The organism is Acinetobacter sp. neg1, from assembly GCF_000788125.1.
Classification (GTDB): domain Bacteria; phylum Pseudomonadota; class Gammaproteobacteria; order Pseudomonadales; family Moraxellaceae; genus Acinetobacter; species Acinetobacter vivianii.
Genome location: NZ_JSZD01000020.1, coordinates 213653 through 225747, shown reverse-complemented (window position 1 = coordinate 225747; position 12095 = coordinate 213653). Strand labels below are relative to the sequence as shown.

The window sequence follows — 12095 nt, the reverse complement described above, 5'->3', positions numbered from 1 at the left end:
ATTTGAAAATTTAATCTTTTTACTTCAAATGTGCCTTAATCTTCTCTTTAACTGCTTCAGTTGAAATACCATAGCGATCATGCAAAGTGGGTAATGCCCCTGCATCTAAAAATGCATCTGGCAAACCAATCATATCGAAGCGAGGATGTTGTCCATTTCTTAGAAGTAGTGAACCAACTGCTTCGCCTAACCCGCCAATGACTGAGTGATTTTCAGCAGTTAAGACAGGTCGGCTACCTTTTGAAACTTCATCCCAAATAGTTTGTTCATCTAAAGGTTTAATCGTAGGTACATGCAACACTGAAACCTCAATGCCCTCTTTTTCAAGCTCTTCGGCTGCCTCAAGTGCACGCATGGTCAATAAGCCAGTCGAAATGATGAGTAAGTCTTTACCCGGCTTAATCACCTGTGCCTTACCCAATTTAAACTGGTAATTGTATTTATCGAGTACTAATGGAACCTGCCCACGCAATAGACGCATATATACAGGACCATTATGAGCGGCAATTTGAGAAATCGCTTGTTCGATTTCCAAGGCATCACAAGGGTCAATGATCATGAGGTTCGGCATTGCACGAAAAATCGCAATATCATCCGTTGCCTGATGACTTGGGCCGTAACCTGTGGTTAATCCCGGAAGAGCTGCTACAATTTTGACATTCAGGTTATCTTCCGCAATTGCCATACAAATAAAATCGTAGGCACGGCGTGATGCAAATACGGCATAAGTTGTTGCAAAAGGAACAAATCCTTCACGAGCAAGTCCTGCTGCTGCACTCATCAAAAGTTGTTCTGCCATGCCCATTTGGAAAAACTTGTCTGGGTTTTCTTTAGCAAAAATATGCAGGTCAGTGTATTTAGATAAATCTGCTGACAAACCTACGATATCGTCACGTTCTTTTGCCAAGGCATTCAGTGCATGTCCAAATGGTGCGGGTTTGGTCGGTTGGCCCTCGGCAGCAATAGAAGCAATCATTGCCGAAGTGGTTAGTTTTTTCTTAGGAGGATTGGCTAACTGGCTCATGGTATATTCCTTACTGTCCGTAGTGGGTCAAAATATTTAAAGCGTCATCCCACTCATGTTCATCAACACGAATGAAGTGTGTTTTTTCGCGGCTTTCCAAGAACGACACGCCCTTACCCATCTTGGTGTCACAAATAATGACACGTGGGCATGTTCCCTCATGGTTTCGTGCTTGGTCGAATGCCGTAAGTAAAGCTTCCACGTCATTGCCATCTACGCGTTGGGTGTACCAACCAAATGACTGCCAACGGTCTACAATGGGCTCAAACGCTAAAATTTCGCTTGAGTGCCCATCTGCCTGCTGATTATTCACATCAATAATGGCAATCAAGTTATCTAGTTTCCAATGAGAAGCAGACATTACGGCTTCCCATGTTGAACCTTCATTTAGCTCTCCATCGGACAGTAAGTTATAGACAAAAGCATCCGTCTTTTTCTGTTTCAGTCCTAAACATGCGCCGACTGCAATTCCAAGACCATGACCCAATGAGCCACCTGTAATTTCCATGCCCGGTGTATATGAGGCCATGCCCGACATTGGTAACCGACTGTCATCGGCTCCGTAGGTTTCAAGTTCTTCAAACGGAATAATTTTTGCTTCAATTAAAGCTGCATAGAGTGCAATTGCATAGTGCCCAATAGAAAGATAAAAACGATCACGGCCTTCCCATTCTGGGTTTTCTGGCTGATATTTCATGGCATGGAAATAAGATACTGCAAGTAGATCTGCTGCACCTAATGCTTGTCCAACATAGCCTTGGCCTTGTACTTGCCCCATGCGTAAAGCATGTTGGCGAATGTGGTAGGCACGTTGTTGCAACTCGGCAATTTGGCCTGCTTTATCAACATTTAATATTGTCATTTTCTATTCCTTATTAACGATTGACCAGTTTTGCTGGAACACGCAGAACCAGACTGGCACCGAAAATTAATACTGCTGTGATTAAGAACATGCCGATTGCATTTGAACCTGTGTTGGTGGTGATCCAACCAATTAGATAAGGTGAGCAGAAGCCTGCGAGGTTGGCGAAGCTATTCACTGCTGCAATACCTGCCGCTGCGGAAACACCACCCAAAAAGTTGGTCGGTAACATCCAGAATAAAGAGGATGCCGTCAGCACACCTGAGGCTGCGATGCAAAGGCAAATTAAAGAGAGCGTTAGATTTGAAGCGAATAAAGTTGCAAATGTGAGTGCTATAGCGCCTGCACACATCGGGATAATTAAGTGCCAGCGGCGTTCTTGGAAATGGTCACCGCTACGCCCTGCCAAAATCATGACCACAATGGCACATATATAAGGCAGGCTTGTGAGCAAACCGATATGCCAGTTATCACTAATGCCCGAGTTACGAATGAGAGTTGGTAGCCAAAATGTAATGGCGTATTGCCCCATCACGACACAAAAATAAATACCTGCCAGTAGCCATAAGCGTTTATCTGCGATGAACTCTTTGACGCTAGAATGACCTTCTTTGTGCTGGTTATCCTGAGCAAGCTCTTGCTTCACCAAGTTTTTTTCGTCTTGGGTCAACCAGTTGGCGTCTTGAACTGAATCTTTTAAAACAGCGAGTACCAATAGGCCAACAAGCACAGTAGGAATAGCTTCGATCACAAACATCCACTGCCAACCAAACCAGCCATGTACACCGCTCATTCGGTCCATGATTAAGCCTGAAAGTGGTCCACCAATCATTCCCGAAATTGGAATCGCGATAAACCAAAGAACTGTCATCCGTGCACGGCGGTAAGACGGGAACCAGTAAGTGAGATAGAGCAACAACCCTGGGGCCAAACCTGCTTCGGCGACACCTAGTAAAAAACGTAAGGTGTAAAATTGCCATTCGGTTTGAACAAAGGCAAAACAACCTGACAAAATACCCCATGTAATCATGATACGGGCAATCCAACGTCTTGCACCTACCTTGTGTAGTACGATGTTACTTGGCACTTCACAAAGAAAATAACCAATAAAGAAAATCCCTGCGCCTAGCCCATATACAGCTTCACTAAACTGTAAGTCGCTCATCATCTGGAGCTTGGCAAAACCCACATTTACTCGATCTAAATAGGCACAAAAATAACAAAGCATTAAAAATGGCATGAGCCGAAATGCAATTTTTCGATACGCCGATTTACGAACCGTTGTATCTACTTCAGATGAAAATACTGTATCCATCATGCGAATCCCTTTACATTTAGCCACAGTATCCTCTTGTGACTATCATTCTATTTTTAGTTTTTAAATGGCGAGCGATTAATGAATCAGCATGCCACCATTTACATCGAGTGTTACACCAGTTAGGTAAGCTGACAGATCACTTGCCAAGAATAATGCCGCATTTGCAACATCTTGCGCTTTACCTAAGCGGCCGAGAGGAATACCTGCCAAAATGTCATGACGACGGTCATCATTCATTAAACCACCAGTAATATCAGTCTGGATTAGACCGGGAGTAAGAGAATTTACACGGATCTGGTCACCACCAAACTCACGTGCCATCGCTTTTGCCAGACCTAATACACCTGCTTTGGCAGCACTATAGTGTGGCCCGCCAAAAATACCACCACCGCGCTGCGCTGAAACTGAGGATAGGCATACAATGCTTCCACCACCATTTGCTTTCATGGATGGAATAACCGCTTGCGACATAATCAGTGTTCCGCGTAGGCTAACATCTAAAATGCGGTCATAGTCATTGCGCTGGATTTCGAGTGTTTTAACTGGCTGAGTAATACCAGCATTGTTAATTAAAATATCAATCTTGCCATAGTATTGTAGCGCTTGTTCAACAGCTGCTTTGACCTGCTCTTCATTCGCAACGTTTGCGGCAAGCCCCAAGTGCCCTTCGCCAAGTGCCTTTGCAGCGTTTTGGCTTTGAGCAAGATCTAGATCAACAATAATGACTTTAGCACCTTGTTGTGCAAAGATTTCTGCGGTTGCTCGCCCAATTCCACGTTCTGATGCTGCGCCAGTAATTAATGCCACTTTTCCTTGTAGTAACATGTTCAATCCTCTTTTTACGCTATATGTCCTGAGTTCTGACTTAGAATCTCTTTTTTCACAAAACCCAGCAATTAGCTCGAATTCAACAAGGCATGAAAAAAATTCATGCCTATGCTATTTTGAAATAAGTTTTAGGGATTAAAACGGATCATTTCATGGATAGTAGTGAAAACAATTTCAATCAGATGCCTTCAATTAAAACATTACAGGCTTTTGAACAAACCGCCCGTTTCGGCAATGTTGCCAAGGCAGCCGAGAATTTAAATCTCACGCCATCAGCAGTGAGTCATCAAATTGCTAAGCTTGAAGAAATGATTGGGCAGAGTTTATTTATTCGTGGTGCTCGTGGTGTGACGCTGACTCCTTCTGGCGAACGCTATTTTCAAGATGTCACCACCATTTTGCATAACCTAATGTTAGCGACTGAAAAAGCTGCCGATAAAAGCCCGAAAGACAGTTTATATATTCATTCATCACCAAGTTTTGGTTTGCTCTGGTTACTCCCCCGCCTTGAGTCATTTAAAGAAAAATTTCCAATGATTCAGGTCAACTTGTCATGTTCATATGAAAATTTGCACTTCACCCGTGACAAGATTGACATTGATATCCGTCATGGTTTGCCCAACTGGACAGGCGTAGAAATCAGAACCATTCGTAATGAAAAGCTAGAAGTGCTTGCATCTCCTAAGTTACTTGAACGTAGTCCTGTGCATAAACCTCAAGATTTATTAAAGAAAGAACTGATTTTATCGCGTTCAACCTTAGTTACTTGGCCCCAATGGTTTGCCCATCAGGGTTTAAGCATTCCTGAGTTTCCCTACACTTTGAGTTTTGACCGCTCTTATATGTCACTTGAGGCAGCCACACACGGACTAGGTTTTGTTTTAGAAAGTAATTTACTTACTCAAAATTATTTGGAATCTGGAAAGTTGGTTAGAGTTTTTGCCGATGAGCTATCGATTCCTATCTCTGCTCATCATTTGGTTTATCCACGAACCCACCAGTTTATTCCTAAAATTGAGCTGTTTTTAACCTGGATTCATGATGAGTTGGCAGATTAGGAACATAATTTCTTAATTGAGATTTTTATTATAAGGCTTCATCAATACCTACTTTTAAAACAGACAAATGCTCAATCTGATCCAAACATCTCTAGCACAATATATCAACTTGATTTAGAACCTACATCATTTCAATATAGGTTCTCTACTCCTACAGCTCTTTATGCTTCTCAATCAAATCCTCAAGATTCTGATAAACATGTAAGACACGATCTTTATGCGTTCGCGCGTTATCCAAACGCTGCTCAGGGTCAACCAACAGCAAACTATGACCATCATCAATCAAGCGATCAATGCCTTCCAAAAACATTCGTTTTCCAACATCATGAATTAAGGAAATCTGCGATAAATCAATCACGATGCTACTGTTATCGTCTGGCTCACATTGCAAGGTCCGTAACAACATTTCGGCTTCAGTAAATTTCAAAACGCCACGAAGCACATACACACTCAAAGATGCATCTTTTCCAGTGCGATAATGACTCTGTACAATGGTTTGTGCAGAAGGTGTGCCTTCCATCAAATGCAAGCCCATATCACGAGAGAGTCTTTCCATGATATCGATGCCGCGTACACTATTGCCATGTTCATCGAGTCGAGGAGAAAAAGCCGCTATGCTGACCTGACCCGGTAATACACCCAAGATTCCACCTGCCACGCCACTTTTAGCAGGAATGCCCACCGTTGTGAGCCAATCTCCCGCTGCATCGTACATACCACAGCTCATCATCACGCTCAGGACTTGACGTACCACCGCACGATTCAATAAGCGTTTTCCAGTTTTAGGATCAATCCCGCCATTGGCAAAAACACTGCCCATCCGTACCAGATCTTTAACCGTCACTAATATCGCGCATTGACGAATATAGCCATTCACAATATCGACAGGATCAGATTCTAAAATCCCTACGGTTCGCAACATATAACCAATCGAGAGATTGCGGTAAGCAGTTTTCACCTCAGATTCATATACCGCATCATCAAATTGCAGTTCACGACCAGCCAACTCGCTCATAAACTGACGTAAAATTTCTGCGCCAGATACATCTTCTTTTGGTGGGATCAAAGAATGTGTAGTGATGGCACCCGAATTAATCATCGGATTTTTAGGACGGCGATCTTTTCCCAATGAAATTTCATTAAATGCTTCGCCCGAAGGTTCAACGCCGACTTTTTCTAATACGGCATCAATACCAAGCTGTTGAAGCACATAGGCATACGTGAAGGGTTTAGACATCGACTGAATGGTGAATTCAATTTCATCATCGCCAACGGAATAGATTTCACCATCAACAGTAGACAATGCCAGCGCTAATCGGTTGGGATTGGCGTTGGCTAACTCAGGAATATAATCGGCGAGATTTCCTCTGTTATCAGTATCACAGGCATCGATCACATGTGCCAAATAATCAGGAAGAGGAGTTTTCATGGTCATCTAGCCTTTAAGCATTTCAAGTTTTATTCAGATAAATCTATAGTACAGAGTACCGATCATATAAAAATTATAGCTTTTGTAATGATTTAAGATCGCAATGCATGGCTGGAACTGAAACCAATTTGCCATTGGTTAGAGAAATTAATTCAATCGTTCGACAAATAGAATCCCATCCAGATGATCAACCTCATGCTGCACAATACGTGCAGGAAAGCCTTCAAAAGTGGTTTCAATGACTTCACCCTGTAAGGTGTAATAACGGACTTTAATCGCTTGCGCGCGTTCAACTTGTCCACGTTCATTTGGCACGCTGAGACAGCCTTCCTCACCCAAACAGGTCGTTTGAGAAAATTCTAAAATCTCAGGATTGACCATCACCACAGCATCCATTTCAGGTGCATCGGGATAACGTGGATTCGGTCGAGAGGCCACAATAATTAAGCGCTTTGAAATATAGACTTGTGGCGCTGCAATCCCGACGCCATTGCGCTCAAGCATGGTCGCATGCATGGCAGACGCCAGTTGCAATAACCATTCACTGTTAAATTCCCCGTTCGCGACCGCCGCCGCTTTAATTTTTAAAATCTCTTCACCACGTTGTGCTACAGGTAGAATTACACTCATCCCACGCCCTTATAATTGTTTTGACCAAATAGTGAAGAATATCGTATTGGATATTTTATCGAGTTACCATAATTTTCATTTAAGAATATTGTCATAATATATTTGCGAAAAAAATAACGATGGCAAATGACAATGAATGCAACCCAACTATTTCTAGGTGTCATCTTTAGCTCGATTGGCTTAGGCTATTTTCTATATGGAAAGAAGCAGAAAATGACGGTGCCGTTGGTCTGTGGCTTAGTCTTGATGCTGTTTACCTATTTTATTGATAGCACGGCGATGATCAGTGTGATTGGTATTATCCTTTCAATCCTTCCCTATTTCTTACGTTTCTAAAAACAAAAAAACTCCCCAATTGGAGAGTTTTCTAACTATTGAAAAATTAAAGATGTTTCTTTAATTCATCTGCAACAATTTCGATTTCAAGATTGCTGAATTTACGAATTTCACCTTCAGCATGCTTCTCTAACATCCCGCCAATCAACGGTACTTTTACTTTAACCGTCCACGTTAAAGAGATATTCACTTTTTCGCTGTCGCCTGTCACGCTACGCTCACCTTTCGCTTCCAAAGGCAAGTTCGCACCCAACTCAACCGTAGAAGTTAAATTTTTCAAATGTGTAATGTCAGAACGTTTTAAGCGAAATGCATTCTTTAATAATTTTTTTGCCACCTCTGGAATATTCACATCCAGATTGTATTCACGGCGTAAAGTATAAATATCACCATTGACCGCAGATTCAATAATTTCCAGATTTTCCCCAGGAATACGTTTGCACACTGCTTCATGCAATGAAGTATCCGCCACCAGCCGTGAAAAGTCCTCAATTGAAACACCATGAATTGTTTCATTCACCGTAAATTGATGTGCCATTTTTAAATTTCCATTTCGTTTTATTAGGATTTCATCATTGCGTAAAAGTATAGCATTCTCATTTACATCTCAAAATCTGATCTGGCAAAAATGGATGACTGCTCGGATTAGTTATTTTTATTGTAATGATGACGCATGCCTAATTTGACCGTAACGCGTTCTGTTCGGCTGATATACAGATAGTGATCTCCATATTCAATCACCGCATAAAATTGTTCAGCACCATCATCCAGTCCAGTGGCTGACCATATCGTGCCTTGCGGAAACTCATCTAACCACGCCGCTTTATAAAAATCTGAAACCGAATCAAAATCCAGATACATGTCTGGATCAGCCATGATTTTGGCTGCCATCTGGTCAAATTTTTGTTGCTTAAAGGCATCTAGATTGAGTAACACAACACTTCCTTATTCATTTAAATAACGCTCAAATTTTCTCGTTGAATCTCAAGTTCATCTTAAGCTGAATTACAAAAATACAGTGATTTTCTTATCGCTCTATTTTGCGGGGGGAATCCCCTGTTTTTCTAGATTATTTTCAGTTTTATCATCACTTTTCAAACGATGCTGATTTGCTCACCTAGACTCAATATGTTATCAACATCTTATGCTTTCATTTTTTATAACCATAAAGGAGTAATATAAGATGTCATATCAAAATATATTAGTACCTGTTGACGATTCTCCAATTTCCTATGCAGCGGTTGAGCATGCACTTTCTTTAGCAAAATTATCAGGAGCAAAGGTGACCATCCTCAGCGTGGTTGTGGTTGATCCTTTTGTTGGTGTTGATTTTTATCAATTTGCACCTGCGGTTACCGATTATTTTATGCAGGCCGAAGCGCATGCCAAAACCCAACTACAGGATATTTCCCAATCTTTTGTCCGTGATGGTATTGAGGTTAACACTAAAATTCATCATGGTTCAGCCAGTGAAGGCATTCTTTTCGTTGCCGATGAAGTCGGTGCAGATTTAATTGTGATGGGTTCACATGGACGTACTGGCGTGAAACGTCTATTGCTAGGAAGCGTAGCACGTGCCGTTTTGACTGAATCGCATATTCCAGTACTGATCATCAAACAATAAGCTGTAAATTTCCCAAAAAACCTTGTGTACTATCACAAGGTTTTTTTCTTGTCTGGATCAAAACCTTTTGACCGTTAATCCCCCCATCCTGAACATTTACAACCCTATTCGATGCCTTGAAAAGATGCTTCACTACCTGTATGGACATTGACTTTCTATTTAAAAATATTGAGTGAAATCAATTTACTGCTAATAGAAAAAATGATCGTTAATAAAAATATCAGCGCTAAAAATAAGACACGGTTTTCCAAGGATGATCAATATGAAACGCAATCCAATTTTAATCGGCCTGTATGCCCTTTTTGCCAGCACAGTGAATCATGCTGCTGCACTGGATCAGTCAGGCCAATCCATTCTAGCTTTTCTGGAAAATGGCAATTATGTTGAAGTGAGTGCGACCGCGGTAGATCCAGATATTTCAGGGAAAATCCGTAATCGCCCAGAGCTGGTCAATGATCCGCAGAATCTGAACTCAGGCAATATGGGCAATAGCTTTCAATATTATGCTGCCGCGCTCAAGCTACAACTCACCGACCGAATCAGCTTTGGCCTGCTCTATGACCAGCCTTTTGGCGCAGACATTACTTATCCGATGCAATCCAATAACACCTTTTCGGATAATGAATTTACCCAGCAAGGCACCTCAGTCAATGTCGACACCGAAAGCATCAGCATGATTTTTGGGGTTAGCCCGTTTAGCAATTTTCAACTGTATGGTGGGGCTGTTTATCAATCCGTCAAAGGCGATGTGGCACTACGGGGGAATTCTTATAGCGAAGCCTTTAATGGTTATGATGCCAAGTTTAAACAGGATCATGCTGTCGGCTGGTTGGCGGGTCTGAGTTATCAAATACCTGATATTGCTTTAAAAGCGGCAGTCACCTATCGCGCCAAGATCGACCACGACATGCAAGTCACCGAAACCATGTTTGGTCAGCCTTTAGAAGTGACAACACCAAGTAAAACCAAAATCAGTACGCCACAATCGGTGAGTCTTGATTTTCAAACAGGTGTGTATAAAGACACGCTCGCCTATGCCAATGTCCGCTGGGTCAACTGGAAAGATTTCCATATTCGCCCAACCCAGTTTGGCGCAGTGACAGAATATCTGACAGGCCTAATCAGTGAAGGTACATACACAGGTGGTTTTGATTTGGACAGCTATCAAAAAGATCAGTGGATGGCGAATGTGGGTATTGGACATCAGTTTAGCGAAAAATGGAGTGCATCTACGGAAGTGAGTTGGGACTCTGGCACAGGCGATCCTGCCTCCACTCTGAATCCAACGCAAGGATCATGGGGCTTGGGTGTTGGTGTTCAGTTTAATCCCGCACCCAACTACTTTATTGCAGGCGGGATTAAGTACTTCTGGCTTGGTGATGTCGTTGCCGAAGATGGCACTTATTACATTCCTGTAGCTGGCATTAAACCCATTGCTGAACAAGCCGACTTTAAAGATAACAGCGCGATCGGTTATGGTTTGAAAATTGGTTATCGCTTTTAATAATGGGGTAAATAAAAAATAAGATTTACTCCTAATCTTTGATACTCGGAGAAGTCATTCGCAACTGTTTGAGGCAGAACTACATCAATTATATAAGGTTTCTGCGATGTTTTTGATACTTGCTGGTAGCTGGCGAGTTTTGCGAATGACAATGGTTTTGCCTACTTTTCCCGAAAGAAAAGTAGGTCGAACCGAAGGTTTATCTAGGAACAGGATAAAGATCTGGTATGACTCCGTTAAGAAATTCTTTTTCTAAAGCGCTTTCAAGCTTAAAAAGTCTATACATCTCAATAAGTTTTCCTAATGAAAAGTTCGATAAGAGAAGAAGTTATGACTTTTATAGAGCATTAGTTCAGAAAACTGGGAAATAATTGCTTCACTCTGCGTCGGTCTTAAAAACACAAAATCATCGACCTGAATATCACAATTCTTCGGCACATTGACCAATTCCTGATTACTGCTTCGCCCATACAACGCATGCGTATGCGCTTGTGCAGGATAGACATAATCAGCCAACCAATAACCACCATAAATAAACAGCGCTTTGCATTTATGTGGCAATTTATCCAGTAAAGACATCGAAGGAAGCTTGGTAAATGGCAGGACTTTTAACACAGGTGCTGCGATCCATAAAGCAGGTTGTAATGCTCTTAAAAAATCACTGTCAAAATCACTAGGCTTGAGCAACATTGAACCAAAAGACAAATCATTGCAGACACTTTCAGTCGTATGAAAGCTAAAAGTCGGACTGCCGCCGCCATTAAAACAAAGCTCATCATTCCAGAGCATCGGAAAATGATTTTGGATTAACTTTTGGTAAGTGTCATAGGTCTGTTGCGAACTTTGATAAGCCAGTTCAGGTTTTTTAATGATGGCAGGGATTTTGCTGACATGCGCATCATAGCCCATCAAACCAGAAAGCTTTAAATACTGGGGATATTGTTGAATCAACTTTAATATTTCAGCCAGTTGCGCTGTCGATTGCACCCCACCACGATGCAAACCAACATCAATCTCAATATTCACATGCAAACATAGAGAATAGAGCTGGGCAATCTCAAGATATTGCTGTAAGCGTTGTTTAGTATCAATCAGCCACTGAATATTGGCATTCGACCATTCTGCATGCTGTTCAAAAAATTGACGAACGGCTTGGGCAGGCATTGGTTTACCCAACAGAATATCGGCCTCAGCAAAATTTTCTAAAATTGAAATGATATGCGGTTGATGGAACACCATAAAGCGTTGTGTATTCATCTGTTCAGATAACAATTTGAGTAAGTCTAGACTCGCTAAAGACTTCACCACCAAGCGTGCTTTTAAGTGTTTGGCGTGAGCCAGACGAATTTGAACATGCTGGATATTTTGTTTTAAAGCCGCTTCATCGACAATCAGTTGCGGTGTAGCAATCCCCTGTTTTTTTAAGTCGAGATTGAGTTGCTTAAAATAATGATCCAACATGGCGATACCTTTTTTCAATCC

13 protein-coding genes are annotated in these 12095 nt (G+C 41.7%); 4 read left to right on the top strand and 9 right to left on the bottom strand.

Annotated elements, in window-relative coordinates; translation table 11 throughout:
* Nucleotides 1-19: 19 nt before the first annotated feature.
* The 4 genes from PJ15_RS15315 to PJ15_RS15300 all read right to left on the bottom strand — a co-directional run bounded on the left by PJ15_RS15315 (nt 20) and on the right by PJ15_RS15300 (nt 4029).
* A complete protein-coding gene (locus tag PJ15_RS15315) occupies nt 20-1024 on the bottom strand; it encodes a transketolase family protein (RefSeq protein WP_047432282.1) in 1005 nt (334 codons plus the stop codon).
* Between the two features lie 10 nt (nt 1025-1034).
* Nucleotides 1035-1880, bottom strand: a complete 846-nt coding sequence (locus tag PJ15_RS15310) for a transketolase (protein ID WP_155766467.1) — start codon at nt 1878-1880, stop codon at nt 1035-1037.
* A gap of 19 nt (nt 1881-1899) precedes the next feature.
* Nucleotides 1900-3201, bottom strand: a complete 1302-nt coding sequence (locus PJ15_RS15305) for an MFS transporter (RefSeq protein ID WP_047432278.1) — start codon at nt 3199-3201, stop codon at nt 1900-1902.
* A gap of 78 nt (nt 3202-3279) precedes the next feature.
* The gene (locus PJ15_RS15300) at nt 3280-4029 is read right to left on the bottom strand and encodes an SDR family NAD(P)-dependent oxidoreductase (RefSeq protein ID WP_047432275.1); all 750 of its coding nucleotides are present in this window, start codon (nt 4027-4029) and stop codon (nt 3280-3282) included.
* Between the two features lie 185 nt (nt 4030-4214).
* On the opposite strand from PJ15_RS15300, the gene PJ15_RS15295 reads away from it, so the two are divergent.
* Entirely contained in the window at nt 4215-5090 is an 876-nt protein-coding gene (locus PJ15_RS15295) for a LysR substrate-binding domain-containing protein (RefSeq protein ID WP_155766466.1), read from the top strand.
* Nucleotides 5091-5241: 151 nt separating this feature from the next.
* Here PJ15_RS15295 and PJ15_RS15290 read toward each other — a convergent pair whose 3' ends face one another.
* Both PJ15_RS15290 and def read right to left on the bottom strand, forming a co-directional pair.
* Nucleotides 5242-6519 (bottom strand): glutaminase, encoded by a 1278-nt coding sequence (locus PJ15_RS15290; protein ID WP_047432269.1) that lies wholly within the window; start codon nt 6517-6519, stop codon nt 5242-5244.
* Nucleotides 6520-6666: 147 nt separating this feature from the next.
* Nucleotides 6667-7149 (bottom strand): peptide deformylase, encoded by a 483-nt coding sequence (gene def, locus PJ15_RS15285; protein WP_004771264.1) that lies wholly within the window; start codon nt 7147-7149, stop codon nt 6667-6669.
* Nucleotides 7150-7281: 132 nt separating this feature from the next.
* Between def and PJ15_RS15280 the strand changes: the two genes are divergently transcribed.
* Nucleotides 7282-7485 (top strand): hypothetical protein, encoded by a 204-nt coding sequence (locus PJ15_RS15280; protein WP_047432266.1) that lies wholly within the window; start codon nt 7282-7284, stop codon nt 7483-7485.
* A 46-nt stretch (nt 7486-7531) separates the two neighbouring features.
* Here the strand turns inward: PJ15_RS15280 and PJ15_RS15275 are convergent, their stop codons facing one another.
* Both PJ15_RS15275 and PJ15_RS15270 read right to left on the bottom strand, forming a co-directional pair.
* Complete coding sequence (locus tag PJ15_RS15275; RefSeq protein WP_047432263.1) at nt 7532-8023, bottom strand: DUF2505 domain-containing protein; 492 nt, start codon at nt 8021-8023, stop codon at nt 7532-7534.
* Between the two features lie 107 nt (nt 8024-8130).
* Entirely contained in the window at nt 8131-8421 is a 291-nt protein-coding gene (locus tag PJ15_RS15270) for a hypothetical protein (protein ID WP_047432261.1), read from the bottom strand.
* A 247-nt stretch (nt 8422-8668) separates the two neighbouring features.
* On the opposite strand from PJ15_RS15270, the gene PJ15_RS15265 reads away from it, so the two are divergent.
* Both PJ15_RS15265 and PJ15_RS15260 read left to right on the top strand, forming a co-directional pair.
* Entirely contained in the window at nt 8669-9109 is a 441-nt protein-coding gene (locus tag PJ15_RS15265) for a universal stress protein (RefSeq protein ID WP_004771257.1), read from the top strand.
* A 262-nt stretch (nt 9110-9371) separates the two neighbouring features.
* Entirely contained in the window at nt 9372-10613 is a 1242-nt protein-coding gene (locus PJ15_RS15260; protein ID WP_047432258.1) for an OmpP1/FadL family transporter, read from the top strand.
* Between the two features lie 300 nt (nt 10614-10913).
* Here PJ15_RS15260 and PJ15_RS15255 read toward each other — a convergent pair whose 3' ends face one another.
* A complete protein-coding gene (locus tag PJ15_RS15255) occupies nt 10914-12074 on the bottom strand; it encodes an alanine racemase (protein WP_047432256.1) in 1161 nt (386 codons plus the stop codon).
* Between the last annotated feature and the right edge of the window lie 21 nt (nt 12075-12095).

Excerpts from the sequence above, each read along its gene's own strand:
- PJ15_RS15300 (WP_047432275.1), bottom strand. The coding sequence starts at position 4,029 with ATGTTACTACAAGGAAAAGTGGCATTAATTACTGGCGCAGCATCAGAA.
- PJ15_RS15315 (WP_047432282.1), bottom strand. The coding sequence starts at position 1,024 with ATGAGCCAGTTAGCCAATCCTCCTAAGAAAAAACTAACCACTTCGGCA.
- PJ15_RS15305 (WP_047432278.1), bottom strand. The coding sequence starts at position 3,201 with ATGGATACAGTATTTTCATCTGAAGTAGATACAACGGTTCGTAAATCG.
- PJ15_RS15265 (WP_004771257.1), top strand. The coding sequence starts at position 8,669 with ATGTCATATCAAAATATATTAGTACCTGTTGACGATTCTCCAATTTCC.
- def (WP_004771264.1), bottom strand. The coding sequence starts at position 7,149 with ATGAGTGTAATTCTACCTGTAGCACAACGTGGTGAAGAGATTTTAAAA.
- PJ15_RS15295 (WP_155766466.1), top strand. The coding sequence starts at position 4,215 with ATGCCTTCAATTAAAACATTACAGGCTTTTGAACAAACCGCCCGTTTC.
- PJ15_RS15275 (WP_047432263.1), bottom strand. The coding sequence starts at position 8,023 with ATGGCACATCAATTTACGGTGAATGAAACAATTCATGGTGTTTCAATT.
- PJ15_RS15280 (WP_047432266.1), top strand. The coding sequence starts at position 7,282 with ATGAATGCAACCCAACTATTTCTAGGTGTCATCTTTAGCTCGATTGGC.
- PJ15_RS15260 (WP_047432258.1), top strand. The coding sequence starts at position 9,372 with ATGAAACGCAATCCAATTTTAATCGGCCTGTATGCCCTTTTTGCCAGC.
- PJ15_RS15255 (WP_047432256.1), bottom strand. The coding sequence starts at position 12,074 with ATGTTGGATCATTATTTTAAGCAACTCAATCTCGACTTAAAAAAACAG.
- PJ15_RS15290 (WP_047432269.1), bottom strand. The coding sequence starts at position 6,519 with ATGAAAACTCCTCTTCCTGATTATTTGGCACATGTGATCGATGCCTGT.